At 65.3% G+C, this 18,161-nt stretch carries 14 protein-coding genes and 1 pseudogene; 2 read left to right on the top strand and 13 right to left on the bottom strand.

The window, feature by feature from the left end; all coding sequences use genetic code 11:
- Positions 1-63: 63 nt before the first annotated feature.
- The 11 genes and pseudogenes from AB3G45_RS07020 to AB3G45_RS06970 form a co-directional block, all read right to left on the bottom strand.
- A pseudogene (locus AB3G45_RS07020) lies at positions 64-204 on the bottom strand (TRAP transporter large permease subunit); the annotation flags it as partial.
- Positions 205-227: 23 nt separating this feature from the next.
- A complete protein-coding gene (locus tag AB3G45_RS07015) occupies positions 228-398 on the bottom strand; it encodes a hypothetical protein (protein ID WP_367829905.1) in 171 nt (56 codons plus the stop codon).
- Between the two features lie 49 nt (positions 399-447).
- Positions 448-1,554 carry an ABC transporter ATP-binding protein gene (locus tag AB3G45_RS07010; protein WP_367829904.1) on the bottom strand — a complete coding sequence of 369 codons (1,107 nt, stop codon included), beginning with the start codon at positions 1,552-1,554 and terminating at the stop codon, positions 448-450.
- A gap of 44 nt (positions 1,555-1,598) precedes the next feature.
- Entirely contained in the window at positions 1,599-3,002 is a 1,404-nt protein-coding gene (locus AB3G45_RS07005; protein ID WP_367829903.1) for an NAD(P)/FAD-dependent oxidoreductase, read from the bottom strand.
- Positions 3,003-3,004: 2 nt separating this feature from the next.
- Positions 3,005-3,868 (bottom strand): PfkB family carbohydrate kinase, encoded by an 864-nt coding sequence (locus AB3G45_RS07000; RefSeq protein WP_367829902.1) that lies wholly within the window; start codon positions 3,866-3,868, stop codon positions 3,005-3,007.
- Positions 3,865-4,710 (bottom strand): sugar phosphate isomerase/epimerase family protein, encoded by an 846-nt coding sequence (locus tag AB3G45_RS06995; RefSeq protein WP_367829901.1) that lies wholly within the window; start codon positions 4,708-4,710, stop codon positions 3,865-3,867. The genes AB3G45_RS07000 and AB3G45_RS06995 overlap by 4 nt, the downstream gene beginning before the upstream one ends.
- 11 nt (positions 4,711-4,721) lie before the next feature.
- Complete coding sequence (locus AB3G45_RS06990) at positions 4,722-5,582, bottom strand: carbohydrate ABC transporter permease (RefSeq protein WP_367829900.1); 861 nt, start codon at positions 5,580-5,582, stop codon at positions 4,722-4,724.
- Positions 5,579-6,544 (bottom strand): carbohydrate ABC transporter permease, encoded by a 966-nt coding sequence (locus AB3G45_RS06985; protein ID WP_367829899.1) that lies wholly within the window; start codon positions 6,542-6,544, stop codon positions 5,579-5,581. Before AB3G45_RS06985 ends, AB3G45_RS06990 begins: the two co-directional genes overlap by 4 nt.
- A gap of 13 nt (positions 6,545-6,557) precedes the next feature.
- Positions 6,558-7,883 carry an ABC transporter substrate-binding protein gene (locus tag AB3G45_RS06980; protein WP_367829898.1) on the bottom strand — a complete coding sequence of 442 codons (1,326 nt, stop codon included), beginning with the start codon at positions 7,881-7,883 and terminating at the stop codon, positions 6,558-6,560.
- An 84-nt stretch (positions 7,884-7,967) separates the two neighbouring features.
- The gene (locus tag AB3G45_RS06975; protein WP_367829897.1) at positions 7,968-8,981 is read right to left on the bottom strand and encodes an SIS domain-containing protein; all 1,014 of its coding nucleotides are present in this window, start codon (positions 8,979-8,981) and stop codon (positions 7,968-7,970) included.
- Positions 8,982-9,152: 171 nt separating this feature from the next.
- On the bottom strand, positions 9,153-10,175 hold the full coding sequence (locus AB3G45_RS06970) for a LacI family DNA-binding transcriptional regulator (protein WP_367829896.1): 1,023 nt from the start codon (positions 10,173-10,175) through the stop codon (positions 9,153-9,155).
- A gap of 426 nt (positions 10,176-10,601) precedes the next feature.
- On the opposite strand from AB3G45_RS06970, the gene AB3G45_RS06965 reads away from it, so the two are divergent.
- Positions 10,602-11,777: an ABC transporter substrate-binding protein gene (locus tag AB3G45_RS06965; RefSeq protein WP_367829895.1), complete on the top strand. Its 1,176-nt coding sequence runs from the start codon at positions 10,602-10,604 to the stop codon at positions 11,775-11,777.
- A 14-nt stretch (positions 11,778-11,791) separates the two neighbouring features.
- A complete protein-coding gene (locus tag AB3G45_RS06960) occupies positions 11,792-14,236 on the top strand; it encodes a methyl-accepting chemotaxis protein (protein WP_367829894.1) in 2,445 nt (814 codons plus the stop codon).
- A 72-nt stretch (positions 14,237-14,308) separates the two neighbouring features.
- Here the strand turns inward: AB3G45_RS06960 and AB3G45_RS06955 are convergent, their stop codons facing one another.
- Both AB3G45_RS06955 and AB3G45_RS06950 read right to left on the bottom strand, forming a co-directional pair.
- Positions 14,309-14,650, bottom strand: a complete 342-nt coding sequence (locus tag AB3G45_RS06955; protein ID WP_367829893.1) for a hypothetical protein — start codon at positions 14,648-14,650, stop codon at positions 14,309-14,311.
- A 307-nt stretch (positions 14,651-14,957) separates the two neighbouring features.
- Positions 14,958-18,104: an efflux RND transporter permease subunit gene (locus AB3G45_RS06950; RefSeq protein ID WP_367829892.1), complete on the bottom strand. Its 3,147-nt coding sequence runs from the start codon at positions 18,102-18,104 to the stop codon at positions 14,958-14,960.
- Positions 18,105-18,161 lie beyond the last annotated feature (57 nt).

The following is an 18,161-nucleotide window of genomic DNA, read 5'->3' as shown; positions in this document are numbered from 1 at the left end:
AATCGCAGTTTTCCTCGCCTGGCACTGCCCGACGGCGATGATCTTCACGCCGTGCAAGGGCGGCATCAGGTGGATGCCGAGCGGCGGCGTGTTGGCGCCGATCGCCGGATTGATGGCCAGGAGCCCGCCGAAATAGACCGGATCGATCTCGAAGACCCTGAGCATCGGAAGGAAGACCGGTGCGAGGATCAGGACGACTGAAAGCGGACAGGAAGGAGGATAGCCTGCTATTTGCGGCAGCTGTCCATGATGGCGAGCAGCGCGGGACCGAAGACGTCCTTCTCGTTGTCCCAGACCGGCTTCAGCGCCTCGACGAAGGCCGCCTTGCCCTTCGACTTCGGCTTTTCGACCAGCGCCGCCTCGTTCTCGGTGACGATCCGCCGCTGCGCGTTACCCACCTGACGGCGGCTTCCTTGACGATGTGCGGGATCGCGATCCCGCTGCGAATCACCCAACCTCGCAGGAGATCGCTTCGCCGGCCGCGTCAAACATATGCATGTCTTGTCTGCGCGCCAGGAAATGAATGGTCTGCAAACGCGAAAAGGAACGCTCCCCGTCCACCTTGATCAGAAATTTCTCGGTGACGCCGGGTAGGTCCAGATAGAGGATCTGCACCTCGCCGAGATGTTCGACGAGATCGATCGTGCCGGTGAATGTCGGATCGCTTCCGTTGCCCTCGGCAATCCGCGTGTTTTCCGGGCGGATGCCGACGCTGACCGCCTCGCCTTTCGAAAGCCTGCCGGGTTCCGCTGCCAGTTCTAGCGTGACGCCGCAGTCGAGCCGGCAGCGCACCGATGTTCCAGTGCGGTCGATGACCGTTCCCTTCAGGATGTTCATCGCAGGAGAGCCGATGAACTGGGCGACGAAGAGGTTCGCCGGCTTGCGGTAAAGCTCCGCCGGGGGGCCGACCTGTTCGATATAGCCGTCCCTGAACACGACGATGCGGTCGGCAAGCGTCATCGCTTCCACCTGGTCATGGGTAACGTAGATCATCGTGACGTCGGGCATGCTCTGCTTCAGCTTCGCGATCTCGATGCGCGTCGCGACGCGCAGCGCCGCATCGAGATTGGACAGGGGCTCGTCGAAGAGAAAGACGCGCGGGTTGCGCACGATCGCCCGGCCGATGGCGACACGCTGCCGCTGGCCGCCGGACAGCGCCTTCGGCTGCCGCTCAAGATACTTGTCCAGTTGCAGGATCGCGGCCGCCCGGCGCACGCGTGCGTCGATCTCGGGCTTCGGCGTGCCGGCAATGCGCAGCCCGAAGGCCATGTTCTCGTAGACGGTCATGTGCGGGTAGAGCGCGTAGGACTGGAACACCATGGAAATGCCGCGCTTGGAGGGCGCGACGGCATTCATCCGTTCGCCGTCGATGACGAGGTCGCCGGAGGTGATGCTCTCAAGGCCGGCGATCGAGCGCAGCAGGGTGGACTTGCCGCAGCCGGAGGGACCGACGAAGACGATGAATTCGCCCGAGCGTATATCGAGGTCGATCCCGTGCAGGACTTCGAAATCGGCATAGGCCTTGCGAATGTTTCTCAGCGACAAATCGACCATCGTTCTCATTCCATTGGTTTGATTTCATCCGTAGGGGCAACCCGTCAGGGAGCGAGCCCGGCCAGGAAGCGCGTTACCGGACCCGGCTTCCTTCCGATGATCTCGAGATCGTTCTTCCGCCTGATGGCGCCGCGCACCAGCCGGGCGCCGACATAGCGCAGCGGCTCGGGCGGCAGCCGCGTGCGGTTCCCGATGCCCACCAGCCCGCAGCGGCTCCAGGCATCGTCGCGGCCGAGAACGAGGCTTGCCATGATGCGGCCCGCGACGGGCGCCTGCGCAATGCCCGTGCCGTTGAAACCCATGGCGTAGAAGATGTTCGCGTGGTTCTCCAGATGGCCGAAGGCCGGCAGGTGCTCCGCCGTGCAGTCGATCGGGCCGCTCCAGTCATGGAGGATAGGCACGTCCTTGAGCTGCGGATAGACCCGGTGCATCTCCCGGACATTGTCCGCTCCCGCGTCGTCGCCACGGTTGAAGCGCGCATCGACGCGATCCCGATAGGCGATGCCGCCGGTGCCCCGCCCGAAGATGACGTGGCCGGCGGGCGTGCGCTGGTAGTAGAGCACATGATGCTGCGCATCGCAGATCGAAGCGCCATCGATCCAGCCGATCCGATCGAGGATATCGGCCACCGGCGCCGTTGCGATGACCTGGCTGCTGACCACGTAGAGATAGGGATGCAATTCCGGAATGGCCGACAGCCAGGCATTTGCGGCGAGCACCACCTTGCCGGCCGACAGCGTGCCCCTGGCCGTGCGCAGTTGCGGCCTGGGCCCCGGGGCGATTTCGAGAACCGGGCTGCGCTCGTGGATGACGATGCCCCGGGAAAGGGCGAGCCGGCGCAGTCCGAGCGCGAGCTTTGCGGGCTGGACGGTTCCCGCCCTCGCCTCGGCGATGCCGACATAGGAGGCAGCGGACCCCGTCCGGCGCAGGATGTCGTCGCGCCGGAGCGGCTGGAAGCGCTCTTCACCGAGGCTGCGGCAGAGGGCCTCGGCCGGTGCCCAGGCGCCCTCCTGCGCGGTGGAGCTTGCGGTCCACAGCCAGCCGTCGAGCCTCAGATCCATGTCGATGGCGCCTGAGGCCTGCAGGCCGTTCAACTCCTCGATGGCGTCGGCGGTCGCCCGGCACAGCATGAGCGCGTCATCCTCGCCGACCAGCGCGCGCAGCATGTCGATTTCCGCAAACCAGCTATGGACCTGCCCGCCATTGCGGCCGGAGGCGCCGGAGCCGCAGAAATCCGCTTCCAGCACCGTGACGCGTGTCTCAGGCGCCTGTTCCTTGATGCGAAGCGCCGTCCAGAGACCGGCATAGCCGCCGCCGACGATCGCCACGTCGCAATTCGCGGCGCCCTGCAAAGGCGGGGTGGCGGCATCCGCATCGATGCTTTGCAGCCAGAAGGAGCGGTCCGTTTTCGCTGCCGCGACGGGCGGCTTCATCGTGATGATCTTCATGCTCAGGCCCTCTGTGCCGTGCGGATGACGCCGTCGTACTTGCCGAGCAGCCATTGGGGGATCGCCCGGATCGGCTGGGGAAAGCCGCCAAGATGGGTGCAGGTTTCCGACGCTCTTTCGGCAGAACGCTCAAGGGCGGCCTGCGGGGGCTGGTCCTCGAAGAAGCGCGCAACGAGGAAGGTCGCGATGAAGCTGTCTCCCGCGCCGCAGGTATCGACCACGGCCACCGGCACGGAGCCGGCCTGAAACAGCGTGCCGCCATCGTCATGGAAGGACCCGCGCCTGCCGCAGGTGATCACCACCTGTCGCGCACCCGCCGCCTTGATTCGCGCAATCAGCGGCTCGACCGGCTCTGCCGGATCCTCCGGGCCGGAGGCGAACACCAGCGGCACGCCTTCGAGCGGGAGGTCGAAATGCCGCGTGGAGACATCGATGCTGAACGGCACGCTATCGGCAACGAGGCGGCGGACCAGCCGCTCGCTGGAATTGGTGCCGAGATGCACCCAGTCCGCCTGCAGCAGCGCCGCGTAGCGTTCCGCGTTCGGAACATAATCCTTGCCGACGCCGAGGGATTCGAGAAGAAAGCGCCGCTCGCCGGCGTCGTCCGTCAGGAGCGTGACGGCGGAAGCGCCCGGGCGTATTTCGACATCGGCCCGGGAAAGGCCCGCATCCTCGATGGAGCCGAACATGATCTCCGCTTCCTCGTCCGGTCCGAGCGCGCCGAAATAGCGGGCATCGAGACCCTGCCGGCGCCACTGTACGGCGACATTCAGGGCATTGCCGCCCACGGTGACGAAGCCCTTGCTCAGATAGGCGTCGAGGCAATTGTCGCCGACGGCAATCAGGGTAGGATTGGTGTTCTTCATGCTTGTTCCGCTCGATCGAAATAAGGGGAAACCGCATCGAGGCACCGCCGCCAGGTGAAAACGGGATCGAGCGCATAGCTTCCGTTGCCGAAGGGCTCGAACGTCAGCGTGCCGGTAAAGCCATGCGCGCCGAGTTCGGCAACATGGTCGCCGAGCGGCAAGGTGCCGTCCCCCCAGGCCAGATGCCCCGCCGGCGTCCCGTCGACGACATGGACATGGGCGATCCGCTTCGCGAACCGCTCGAAATAGCCCGCGACGCTGTCGCCCGCCGTCGCCATGGCGACAAGGTCGAGAACCACGTCGATATGCTCGCCGTCGAGCGCGCGCCACAGGGCGTGAAGCTCATCCGCATTGGTGGCGATGTTGCTTTCGACGCGCTGGAGCGGTTCCAGCAGGCAGGACACGCCAAGGCTTCCGGCATGCGCCGCGATCCGGTTGATGGACTCGACCGAATGCGCGAAGGCGACGTCCCGGCTTTCGCATTCGAAGCCCCGGCCGGGCGTCAGGAAGAGATAATCCGCACCAAGCTCGGCGCAGATGTCGGCGGCACGCAGGAAACGCCCGACGCTCGCCTCGCGATAGGACCTGTCGCCCGAAGCGATGTTGACCGGATAGAGGACCTGCTCGGGCGTGAAGCAACGGACCGAGAGCCCGTTGTCGCCAAGGATCGCCTTCACCTCCGCCAGTTGCGCGCGGCTGTCGTGGAAGAGGTCGAGATGAGGGGCGATCCCCCACAGTTCCATCCGGTCGAACCCCATGGCGCGCAGGTGCTCGGCAGTCCAGCGGAAGGGATGGTGCTGAAAGGAGAAGTTCGCGCCGATGAGCTGCTTGCGGTTCAACATGATGCCCTGCCCTATTTTCCGATGCCTTCGGCAAGCCCGCGGATGAAGAAGCGCTGGGCCGCGAAGAAGGTGATGACGATGGGAAGCGCCGAGAGCGTCATCGCCGCGAAGACGACGGCGTAGTTCGTTCCGTGCTTCGCCATGATGGAGGTGAGGCCGACGGGCAGCGTCTGGAGGTCCGCGCCGCTGGTGAAGATCATGGCGAAGAGATATTCGTTCCACGCGAAGAGCACATGCAGGATCACGCAGGAGACCAGGATCGGCTTGCACAGCGGCAGCGTCACCCGCCAGAAGATCTGGCCCTCGCTCGCTCCGTCCATGATGGCCGCCTCGTCGAGGTCCCGCGGCAGGCCGAGCATGTAGGCGCGAATGAGGAAGGTCGTGAAGGGAATGCGGAACGCGGTGTAGAGGATGATCAGCGCCCAATAGGTGTTGTAGAGGCCAAGCTCCTGCATCATGCGCACGAGCGGGATGACCGCGACGGTCGGGCTGAGCATGAGGCCACCGAGCACGATGCCGACGAAGAACGGCTTTCCCGGCAGTTTCGAGCGGGTGAGGCCATAGGCAGTCCAGGCGCTGACCAGCACCGTGCAGACGGCCGAGCCCAGGGTGACGATGATGCTCGTGGCGATGTAGTTGCGGATGCCCTGGTTCCAGGCCGAGATGTAGTTGGCGATGCTGAAGCCGCCCGGCAGCGCGAACGGATTGCCGAAGATCTCGGCATTGGTCTTGAAGCCGTTCAGCGCCATCCAGAACAGCGGATAGAGCACGACGATGCCGAGGCTGACGAGGAAGGTGACGAGGCAGACCTTCGCCAGTACGGCGGCGAAATCGGTGCGCCCGGTTTCCCGGAGGTGAGAGGACGTGCTCACAGATCGACCCTCCGTCGCTTGGTGTACCACAGCTGCGCGAAGCCGGTGATGAGCGTGATGACGAAGATGACCGATGCGATGGCCGCGCCGTAGCCGAAGTCGTTCTCGATGAAGCCCTGCTGGTAGAGCCATGTGCCCAGCACCTGGCTGCTGTTGTTCGGCCCGCCGCCGGTCATCACCATGACCTCGTTGAAGACCTGGAAGGCGCCGGTGATGGTAACGATCACCATGAGGCCGGTCATTTCGCGCGTCAGCGGAAAGGTGATGTTCCACAGGCGCCGCCAGGTTCCCGCGCCGTCCATGATCGCCGCGTCGTAGAGTTCGCGCGGGATCTTCTGGATCGCGATGGCGAACAGCAGCGTGGAATATCCGAAACCCTGCCACTGGCTCATGGCGATGATGGCGTAGATCGCGGTTCCCTCCTCGCCGAGCCAGGCGCGCGACCAGTCCGCAAGCCCGATCTGCGTCAACGCCGAATCCAGAAGGCCGATATCGGGCTGGTAGATGAAATAGAACAGGAGGCCGGTGACGGTGATCGAGATGGCCGAGGGTATGAAATAGACGGCACGCCAGAACCGGCGCCATCTCTCCTCGCTCAGTCCCTCGATGAGCGCAGCGAGCACGAACGCGCCGAAAACCTGGAAAATGACGGAGATGACGGCATAAAGCGTGTTGTTGACGATCGCCGTCCAGACGACCGGGTCGCCCTGCAGGCGCCGGTAATTGTCGAGCCCGACGAAGTCGGTTTGCCCCGTGAAGATGTCCTGGTTCCGCGTACTGACGAAGAAGTTGTCGACGATCGGGTAATAGACGAACCACAGGATCAGGACGAAGGCGATCAGGACCCAGCGGAAGGACAGGATTCCGGCAATCGGGCCGGGCCGGTCTTTTTCAGGCCGGCCCGGCCCGGTGGAGCCGATTTTGACGGCTCCACCCTTGTAGTCTTGCTTCATGACAGTCATCGCCGGCCCGTTCCTACTTGGACGAAGCCGCCGCTTCCTTGACCCGTCCCATGACCTCTTCAGGGGTCATGGTGCCGCCGATCAGCGCCTGGAGGCCCGAAAGCCAGGCGGCCGCCACGCGCGGCGGATTGGCCGTGTCGAGCCAGGGCATGAGATAGGAGGAATCGGCGATCACCTTCAGGCCGTCGACGACCGCGGGGTTCATGGCATCGGCGGAGTAACCGCCCACCGTCGCGCTCGGCTGGCCGTAGGGCGGTGCCGAAAGCACCTTGCCGTTGTCGGCCGAGGTGACGAACCGCATGAAATCGATCGCCAGCGGAACGTTCTTCGAGGCGGCGCTGATCATGTATCCTTCGGGCGCACCCTCGATGGACTTGACGTCGCCCTTGGCGTCGGCAGGCACCGGCAGCTTGAAGAAGCCGAAGTCCTCGCGCTTCAGCGCGCCGTCCGCCGTTGCCTGATCGAACTCGATGATCTCCTGGTAATACATGGCGGACTGGCCGTTGCTGAACTGCTGCAGGGCCGAGGCATAGGAGGATCCGTTCGTGCCCGATCCGTCGGAGCATTCGTCGATCAGTTTCTTGAACTGCGCCAGGCTGGCGACGTAGCCGGGATCGGCAAATTCCGCCGTGGCCGGGACGAAATCCTTTTCGAGCGTCGCCTGCGGCACGTTGTAGGCGAGCAGTTGGCCCGCATAGTGCACGCCCGGCCAACCTTCCTTGTTGCCGAAGGAAACCGGCGTGACGCCGGATTGCCTGAGGGCCGCGCAGGCGCTCAGGAGCTCGTCGAAGGTCTTGGGCTCGGAAACGCCCGCCTTTTCGAACAGGCTCTTGTTATAGCCCATGAACTTGGCGTCGAGATAAAGCGGAATGCCGTAGAGCTTGCCGTTGTACTGGAAGGCGGAGACGGCGGCGGTGGCGAGCGTCTTGCCCCATTCGGTCTCCGGCCCGATGACCGGCGTCAGGTCGACGGCGCGGTTGCCGCGCACGAAATTCTCGCCCCAGCTTCCCGTCCAGGTGAAATAGACGTCGGGCAGCGAGTTGGACGCCACCAGCGCCTTCGTCTTGCCCTTCACGCTGTCGTCACTCTCCTGGATAAGCTCCACTTTCACGCCGGGATGCAGCTTTTCGTATTCCTGGGCGGCATCGACGAAGAAAGGGGAAAGCTGCTGCAGGCCGAACTTCGTCAGCACGCTGATCGTGCCGGAATATTCGACCGCGGCATCGGGATCGGCAACGACCGGATCGGCCGCGCCTGCGCCGCCGACGCCGCCGATGACGAATGCGGCCGCGACAAGCGACCCGAGGCTTGTCGTGCTCAAGAACGTGTTGATCTTCATTTCGCAGTTCCTCTCTTTTTTCGTTTCCTGGGGCATGCAAGGCGGGAAAACCCGGTCCGGCGCCCTCGCCGGACCGGGCGGACCTCAGTATTCGACGCGCTTGTAGTAGCGGCGCGTCGTCAGCGGGTGATCGCGCAGGACCTCCAGATGAGCGCTCAGGCGCTCCAGCATGGTCGCGAGGATGACCGGGGAAATCAGGCTGCGGGTCTTGGCGGAAACGTCCGGCAGGCTGGCGGACGCCGCATCGAGGACACGCACCTTGTCGGTGTAGCGCCGGGCGAAATTCTCGACACGCTCGGTGAGCGTCCGGCAGGCGTCCTCGCCCTTGAAGATGAACAGGCTGACGCCCGGCTCGACCAGTTCCAGCGTGCCGTGGAAGAAGTCCGACGCATGGACCGGGCGGGTGCGGATCCACTGCATCTCCTCCAGAATGCACATGCCGTAATAGTGGGCTTGCGGCCACGCGGCGCCCGCGCCCGTGAAGATGTGGTAGGTTTCGTCCTTGATGTCCCTCGCGAGGGCCGCGGCATTCGCCTCGTAGCCCTCCTTCACCGAAACCAGAAGTTCCGGCAGCAGCTTGAGCTCGGCCACCGTCGCATCGAAATCGGGATATTCGCCGCGCTCGGCCAGAAGCGCGAGAACGATGATCAGGGTCTGCAGGTAGAAGGATTCCGAGGAGGTGTCGTCCTCGGCGAAATTGGTGACGTTGTGGTCGGCGTCGCGGCCGAGCGGCGTGTCCTTGTGGCCGGTGAGCGACAGCGTCTTGACGCCGCGCTCCTTGAGGAAGGACAGGAGCTGCACGCTTTCCTTGGTGGTGCCCGACAGCGAAGGCAGGACGACCAGCGCCTTCTCGTTCAGGCCAGCCGGGGGCTCCAGCACGACCTGGGCGGGATAGGCCGCCGAAACCGGGAAGACCGTCGAAGCACGCGCAAGCTCGATGGCCGGCTGGGTGAGGAACTGCACGCCGCCGGTCCCCATGAAGAAGATGCGTTCCAGACCGTCGTCGAGCAGACCGCGCATCAGGGCACGCATGTCGTCGGCGATGGCGACTGCGCCGCTTTGTATCTTCACAAAGCGATCTCTATCGAAATTGAGCATTTGTACCTTCCCGGTTTGCGCTGCGCGAAATCGCCTCCGAAGCGAGGTGGCGTCCCTGCGCGAATAATCTTTTGAAGCGATGTGAGATCGATCTCACATATATTTAGCGCACAAGACTTTCGCGCAGGCAAGTGGGCGTCCCGATTTTTTTTGAGGCGGGGTTCGCGGCGCTCAGCCGCCGCTGCGGCGGCTGACGGAGCCGCGAACTATCAGCTTGGTTTCAAAGCGGATTTTCTGCGGCGGCTCGTCCTTTCCGGCGAGCCTTTCGAACAGCACCCGGGCGGCCGCGCGGCCGATTTCGGAGACGGGCTGCGAGACGACGGTGATCTGCGGATCGGTAAACGTCGCCAGATTGAAGTCGTCGAAACCGATGAGCGAGACGTCGTGCGGGATGGTGGCGCCCATGGAACGGAAGGCCAGGAGGGCACCCTGGGTCATCAGGCTGTCGACGGTGAAAAGCGCCGTCGGCGGGCTTTTCTGGCTGAAGAGCCGTATGGTCGCATCCACCGCGTGCTCCACGGTGGATTGCGACACGGCGACCATGCGGTCGTCGGCCGCGATCCCGGCGGCGGCAAGCGCCGACCGATAGCCGCTCATGCGCTCGCGCGAGGTGAAGATGCGCATGTCGTCCTGCAGCAGGCCGATGCGGCTATGGCCCATGCCGATCAGGTATTCGACGGCCTTGCGGGCGCCGCCCTCGTTGTCGACGACGACGCTGTCGCAATCGACGTCCTCGGCAACACGGTCGATCAGCACCAGCGGCACGTTCTCGGCGATGAGGCCCTTCAGATGGGCGTTGTCACCCTCCGAGGTCGGCGCGACGATGAAGCCGCGGATGCTGAGCGACCGGAGGCTCGCCAGAAGGGAGATCTCTTGCGCCAGTTCCTCCTCGCTGCTGCCGATGACGAGATTGTGCCCGCACTCGCGGGCGAGGACCTCGATATCGTGCGCGATGCGGGCGAAGAACGGGTTCTGAATATCGCCGAGGATGCAGCCGACGATCGGCAATTGCCCGCTGCGAAGCGCCTGCGCCAGGCGGTTGCCGCGATAGCCGAGCTTCTCCGCGGCCGCCTGGACCTTCTGGGCGGTTTCGTCGCCGACATAGCCGTAACTGTTGAGAGCCCGGGCGGCCGTTGCGCGCGACACATTGGCCAGCGCCGCCACATCCTTCAAAGTCGCCCTTTTCCGAACCATGTCACCCTTCGATCATACAAGCAGGACCCATGTGGAGCCCCTTGTAGCTTCGGGTGGTCGGTTCGCATAGGCCCCTCAGGCCCTGCCCGACATGGATGTTGGCGCGCTTCCGGCTCGTGGTCGTAACGATGCCGGGACAAAAAAACCTGCAGTTAACCTTTACACAAGCTTTATATAATACTTAGGTTGCAGGCGGGTTGGGGACTTTTCACTTGAATGGCATGAGGCCACCTGTCTGGCCGGCATGTCTGTGCAGTCGCATGCGGATTGCCTGCCTTTGACGAATGCTTGTCGACCGCAGACACGCAGCCAGCACCGTTTTCATTATCGGGCACCCTCACCGTCAAAGGACGCGGCCTTATGAGCATGCCGGCACCGCCCGCTATCCTGCGGCAAAGCCGGTGTTTCTAGCCGAGGAGGATCGAGATGCCGCATTTCAACAGACGTGACGTGTTCAGGCTCACAGCCGCCGGTGTGGCCGGGATGATGCTTTCGCCATCCGCGGCCGGCGCGCAATCCGGCCTCGGGGCCGGGCGCATCCTGTTCGGACAGGCCGCTCCCCTCGAGGGACCGGCGGCCGCGCTCGGCATCGGCATGCGGCAGGGTATCCTCGCGGCTTTCGGCGAGGCCAACGCCCGGGGCGGCGTCGGCGGCCGGACGCTCGAATTGAAGACCATCGACGACGGCTACGAGCCATCGCGGGCGATCACCGCCGTCAACACGCTGATCGACGAGGACAAGGTCTTCGCCCTGATCGGCCCGGTCGGCACGCCCACCTCCAATGCTACCCAGCCGATCGCCGCGGCGGCCGGCGTCCCCTTCATCGGTCCGTTCACGGGCGTCGAATCGCTGCGCAACCCGCACAAGCCCAACGTCATCAACGTGCGCGCCTCCTACTACCAGGAAACGGAAGTAATGGTGGACCGGCTGACCCGCGATCTCGGCGCGAAGCGGATCGCCATCTTCTATCAGGACGATGCGTTCGGACGCGCCGGCCTCACCGGCACGCGCATGGCCATGGGCAAGCGCGACATGACGCTGGTGGCCGAGGCCACCTTCGAGCGCAACACCACGGCCGTGAAGATGGCGCTGATCGAGATCCGTCGCCAGAAGCCCGACGCCGTCATCATGATCGGCACCTACGGTCCCTGTGCGGATTTCATCAAGCTCGCGCGCAGCATCGACTTCCGCTCGCGCTTCATCAACATCTCCTTCGTCGGCAGCGACGCCTTGGCCAAGGCGCTGGGACCTGCCGGCGACGGCGTCTATGTCACCCAGGTCGTGCCGTTTCCCGAGGACACGTCGATCCCGCTGGTGGCCGACTACCAGGCCGCGCTCAAGGCTCTCGATGCCGACGGGTCGCCGGGCTTCGTCTCGCTGGAAGGCTACATCGCCGGCCGGCTGACGGTCGCGGCACTCGAACGGATATCCGGGGAACCGACCCGCGAGGCGTTCCTCGCGGCGGTCACGGGCGGCGGCGCCTTCGATCTCGGCGGGATGAAGCTCAGCTATGGAGAGACCAACAACCAGGGCGCGGACGACGTGTGGCTGACGGTGATCCGGCCAAACGGCACGTTCAGCGCCGTGACGGCGATCGGTTGAGGAGGAGAACGACAATGGCATTTTCTTTCCTTTCCCGTTCGTCCAAGGATGATGCGGCGCGCTTCGGCATCAAGGCGCGGCTGATCGGCGCCTTCGTGGTGGTCACCGGCCTGACGCTGGCGGCCTGCTTCGTCAGCTACCGCTCCTTCATTGCCATCGACGCCAGCTTCACCCAGGTGGCCGGCGAGAGCCTGCCGCAGATGGAGCGGGCCCTGTCGATCGCCGGCCTTTCGAGCGAGGTGGCGGCGCTTGCCTCCGGCATCGCGATCGCCGACGACGCGGCGACGCTCACCACCCTCGCGTCCAGCATCGTCGAGAAGGGCAAGGCGCTGGAGGAGCAGATCGGCACGCTGCGCGAGCGCGGGCTGGACGAGGCGACCATCTCGGGGCTCGCCGAACGGCTCGGTGGCCTGATGCGCACCGGCGAGGAGCTGACCGAGCGGAAGACCGCCCAGTTCGGCCTGCGCGACGAGCGTCTCGGCATGACGCGGGCCGCCCTCGCCGCCCATTCGGCACTGACCGAGGTGATGGCGCCGGTGATCGACAATGCCGGCTTCGACCTGCACATGGGCCTGGAAAGGCTTGCGGGCGCGGCCGGCGCCGACGGGCTCGCCGCCAACGCCCAGCGGCTCGCCGACATCCAGCTCGTCCAGCTTCACAACGCCTGGGCGCTGCGCGCCGAGGCCAACCAGACGCTCGGCATCTTCGCCGAGGCGTCGCTGGCCGGAAGCGGCAGCGTGCTCGTGACGCTGCGCGACCGCTTCACGGCCTCCGCCAACAAGATCGACAAGGCGATCGCCTCCCTTCCGTCCGACGCCGTGAGCGAGGCGCTCACGACCCGCATCGCGGCGCTCACGGCGCCCGGGCGCGGCGAGCGCACCATCTTCCAGGTTCGCAACGAGGAGATCGCGGCGCTCACGGCCGTCAACCAGCTGGTGGGCGACTTCCAGGACCGCGCCACCAGCCTCACCGGCAGCGTGCAGGACCTGGTGCAGGCAACGCAGGCGCGCTCCGAGACCTTCCTCACCGCCTCGCAGGAGACCCTGGGAAGCGCGCGATTCTATCTGATCGTGCTGGCCGTGTTCAGCCTTCTCGTTTCCGCCGGCATTGCCTGGTTCTACGTCAGCAACAGCGTGCTGAAGCGGCTGGCCCGCATCCACAAGGTCATCTCCGCGCTTGCGGGCGGCGACCTCGAACTGCAACTCTCGCAGCAGGATCGCGGGCGCCGCGACGAACTCGGCGAGATCGCCCGTGCGGTCGAGGTGTTCCGCAACAATGCCGCGGCCAGGCTGGCGGCGGAGCGCGAGGCCGGCGAGCAGCGCGAGGCGGGCGAGGCCGAGCGGCGGCGCAACGCCATGATCAGCGCCGACCACGCACAGCGGCAGGCTGCCGTAGTCGCCGCTCTCGGCGAGGGGCTCGAGAGGCTCGCGGCCGGCGACCTCACGTTCCGGCTGGAGGAGGAGTTCGCCTCCGAATATCGCAAGCTGCAGGACGACTTCAACAAGGCGATCGCAGCGCTCCACGACGTCCTGAACATGATCGCGCAGGCCTCGGGTTCCATGCGCAGCGGCGTTGCGGAGATCAGCCAGGCCGCCGACGACCTGTCGCGGCGCACGGAACAGCAGGCCGCGAGCCTGGAAGAGACCGCCGCGGCCCTCGACCAGATCACCGCGACGGTGAAGACCACCGCCGACGGCGCGTCGCAGGCCTCGACCGTGACCGGCGAAGCCCGCATCGGCGTCGAGGAATCGGGCCAGGTGGTGCGCGAAGCCGTCGCCGCGATGGCAGAGATCGAGAAATCCTCGCAGCAGATCGGCCAGATCATCGGCGTGATCGAGGAAATCGCCTTCCAGACCAACCTTCTGGCGCTCAATGCCGGCGTCGAGGCGGCGCGTGCCGGCGAAGCGGGCAAGGGCTTTGCCGTCGTCGCATCGGAAGTGCGCGCGCTGGCGCAGCGTTCGGCGGAAGCCGCCAAGGAGATCAAGGGCCTGATCTCGACCTCGACCCAGCAGGTGGACCAGGGCGTCGACCTCGTCGGCCGCACCGGCACGGCGCTGGAGAAGATCGTCGTGCAGGTCGGCGAGATCACCGGCCTGGTCACCGAGATCGCCGCCTCGGCGCGCGAGCAGTCGACCGGCCTCGGCGAGGTGAATTCGGCGGTCAACCAGATGGATCAGGTCACCCAGCAGAACGCGGCGATGGTCGAGCAGTCGACCGCCGCGAGCCACAGCCTGGCCCGGGAGGCCGAGGAGCTTTCACGCCTCGTCTCCCGCTTCAAACTGGCCGTGAGCGGGCACGCGCAGACGCAACCGGCGGCCAAGGCCGTGCCGTTGGCTCCGCACTACGCCGCGATCGGCCGACCGAAGACCGCGCCTGCGCTGAAAACCGTCTCCGGGGGAGCGCAATCCGCCGCGCTCCGCCTGCCCCAGCCGCAGGATGAAAGCTGGGAGGAGTTTTAGGATTGACCGGCGCTCAGAACCAGACCCCGAGGCCTATCGGCGGGTAAAACTGGAACTTGCCCACGCGTGCACCTATGGCCGGCCGTAATAGGCGAGCGCGCGCTGAAGTTCCTTCTCATGGAAGCTACGCGCCTCCGGGCCCTCGGGATCTTCCGTGAGAACGCCCAGGGCCTCGGCCGTGATGAAGAAGCCGCGGGCGGGCAGCCTTTGCTGCAACCGGCTGACGCAAAGCGCTGCAAGCAATGGCCGACCCGCCATCACATCCTCCGCCATGAGGGTTTCCAGCGCCTGCGCGATGCGCTGAATGGTTTGCGGCGGGGTCAGGCCAAGCCGATCGGCAAGCTCCCTGTAGGTGACCGGCTCGCCGGCCCGGGCCTGCTCGACGAGAACCAGGCGCAAACGATCCTTCAGCATCCGATCACCGCCTCCGCTGCGCACATGACGCCACTCGCCGATGCAGCGAGGAACACCGCCAGCGTTTCATACACCATGGATGCCTTACTGAAGAAATCGGGAAAGTCCATGCGTGTCTCCTGTCCGCCCATTGCGCAGCGACCGGAAATTCATTCGCGGCGCGCCAGTCCCGGTAAGCGATCCTCCCGGCTGGATCAAGCTGCCGCATCGCGCCCGATCACGGACGCAGGCCGATTGCGAGGAGGGCTTTCCCGAGCATCATATTCTCCATTCGCTGATCTTCCCCTCGCCGGCGGATTTCTCCCCGTCAGGTGTTCTCGTTTGCCAACTCTGCATCAGATCGCCGCTTCAATCTCTCTTCCAGACGCTGCATCACCACGAAGAGCGAGGGAACGAAGACGACGGTGAGGCAGGTGGAGCCGAGCATGCCGGTCAGCACGGCGATACCGATCGACTTCTGCGCGCTTGCCCCCGCCCCGGTCTGGAGCACGAGCGGGACCACACCGAGGATGAAGGCGATCGACGTCATTAGGATCGGGCGGAAACGGCTTCGCGCGGCATCGACGGCAGCCTCGAGGATGCTGCGGCGCTCGTGCAGGCGCATATGTCGGGCCGTCTCGACGATGAGAATGGCGTTCTTCGCCGAAAGCGCGATCAGCAATACGAGACCGATCTGCGTATAGAGATTGACCGCCGCGCCAACGGCAAGCAGCGTCGCCGCCGTACCGACGAGGGCGAGCGGCACCGTCGCGATGACGCAGACAGGTGCGTACCAGCTTTCGTATTGCCCGGCGAGAACGAAGTAGACGAGCAGCAGGCTGAGCGCATAGACGAGATAGATCTGCCCGCCGAGTTCGCGCTCCTGATAGGAGACCGAGGTCCACTCGGTCGAAAAATCACGCGGCAGCAGTTCCCCGGCGATCCGCTCCAGTTCGTCCAGCGCCTGGCCGGTGCTGTAGCCCGGCGCCTGCGTGCCGATGATCTGCGCGGCGGGGTAGAGATTGTAGAGGCTGATCAGCGAGGGGCCGGTCACCTCCCTGATGTCGGCGAGGGAGCCGAGAGGCACCATCTCGCCGGACTTGCCGCGGATGCGCAAGGCCTGGAGGTCCGAAAGCGAGATCCTCTTGTCCGGCTCGGCCTGCACATAGACCTGGAAGACGCGCCCGAACAGGTTGACTTGGCCCGCATAGGAAGACCCGATGAACTGGCTGACCGTGTCGTAGACGCTGCCGAGATCGAGCCCCATCGTCTCGGCCTTGGTGCGGTCGACGGCGAGGGCGAACTGCGGCGCATCCGCCCTGAAGGCGGTGAAGGCCTGCCGGAAGGCGGGGTTGCCGCCCGTCGCCTCCACGATCGACCGCGCCGCCTCCTGCAGGGCCGCATAGTCGAAGCGACCATCCTGCGCCTCCACCTGCATCGCGAAGCCCGCGGCATTGCCGATACCCTGGATCGGCGGCGGTGGAAGAACGATGGCCTCGCCGTCCGGAAGGCTGGCCGTCAGATCCGAAAGCGACTTGTAGAGCGACAGCAAGTCCTCGCCCTTCTTGCGCTGGCTCCAGTCCTTGAGGATGACGTAGGCGACGCCGGCATTCGCCTGGCTGGCATTGCTGTTGATGGCGGAAAGACCGCTGATGGCGATCACGGTCTCCACCGCCTCCACCGTGGCCGTTCTCTTGCGCACGTCTTCGAGCGCTGTGCGCGTGCGCTCCAGCGAGGCGCCTTCCGGCAGTTGAACCGACACGAGGAAGTATCCCTGGTCCTCCACCGGCAGGAAGGCGGTCGGCACGCGCGACAGCAGATAGACGGAGAAGCCCGCCAGCAGGACGGCGACGACGGTCACGGCGAGGCTCGCCCGGACCATGTTGCGGATGAACCCGGCATAGACGTTTTCGCAGGCGTCGTAGACCCGGTTGAAGCCGCGATAGAAGATGTTTCGCCTTCGACCCGGCGGATGCGCCTTCAGCCAGAGCGCGCATTGCGCGGGCTTCAGGGACATCGCATTGACGGCACTGATGAGCGCGGTAGCGGCGATGACCAGCGAGAACTGCTTGTACATCTCGCCGCTCAGGCCCGGCAGGAAGGCGGCCGGAAGGAAGACGGCCAGCAGCACCAGCGTAATCCCGAGGATCGGCCCCGTCAGCTCCTGCATGGCGAGCGCCGCCGCCTCTCGCGGCCCCTTTCCCGCCTCCAGGTGCTTGGCGGCAGCCTCCACGACGATGATCGCGTCGTCCACCACGATGCCGATCGCAAGAATGATCGCGAACAGGGTGGAGAGATTGATCGAGAAGCCGAACATCGCCAGCGCGGCGAAGGCGCCGATGATCGTCACCGGCACGGTCGTCGCCGGCACCAGCGTGGCGCGCCAGTCCTGAAGGAAGACGAGGATCACGAAGAGCACGAGGAGCGCCGCCTCCACCAGCGTGTGATAGACATCGTCCACCGCGGCGGAGACGAAAAGCGTCGTGTCGAAGGGAACGGAATGGCTCATGCCTTCGGGAAAGCGCGACGACAGCTCCTCCATCTTGACCTTCACGCGCTCGATCGTCTCAAGAGCATTCGCCTCGGGCAGCAGGAAGAGCGCGAGGCCGGCCGCCGGCCGGCCGTCGATGGCAAAATCCTGGTTGTATTGCTGGGCGCCGAGCTCGACGCGCGCCACGTCGCGCAGCCGCAGCACCTGCCCGTTTTCCGCAGCCCGCACGATGATATCCTCGAAGGCGGGAACGTCGGTGAGCCGGGAATCGAGCTTCAGCGTGTACTGGAAGTTCTGGCCGGCCGGCACCGGCGGCAGGCCGAGCTGTCCGGCGGAGGTGGAGCGGCTCTGCTTGTTTATGGCGGCGATGATGTCGGCCGGCACCAATCCCCGCGTGGCAAGACGTTCCGGATCCATCCATATCCGCACGGCATACTGACCGGAACCGAACACGGTGACGTTACCGATGCCGGGAACACGGGCGATCTGGTCGATGACGTTGATCGTCGCGTAGTTCGCCATGAACAGGCTGTCGTGATCGGGCTGCGAGGAGGAAAGCGCGACGATGGCGAGGATCGCCGTCGAGCGCTTCGCGGTCTGCACGCCTTGCGCCTGCACGGCATCCGGCAGGGAGGGCAGCGCACCGGCCACCCGGTTCTGCACGAGGATCTGCGCCTCGTCGGGGTCCGTACCGATGGCGAAGGTGACCGTCAGCGCGTAGGCGCCGTCGCTCGTGGCGGTGGATTGCATGTAGAGCATGCCTTCCACGCCGTTGACCCTCTGCTCGATCGGCAGCGCCACGTCGCGCACGATCGTTTCCGCGTTCGCCCCCGGATAGCGGGCCGTCACCTGAACGGACGGGGGAACGATGTCGGGATATTGCGCGACCGGCAGCCGGACGAGCGATACGAGCCCCAGCACGATCGTCAGGAGCGCAATCACATTGGCAAGCACGGGGCGATCTATGAAGAACCTGGCTATCATGGCAGTCCGATCGGGTTACGGGAGCTGGAGCATGATCCGACCCGCGAAAAACGAGGA

This window comes from Shinella sp. S4-D37, assembly GCF_040812195.1.
Lineage (GTDB): Bacteria > Pseudomonadota > Alphaproteobacteria > Rhizobiales > Rhizobiaceae > Shinella.
Note: the sequence above shows the minus strand (reverse complement) of the source record. Positions and strands in the feature narration are given on the sequence as shown.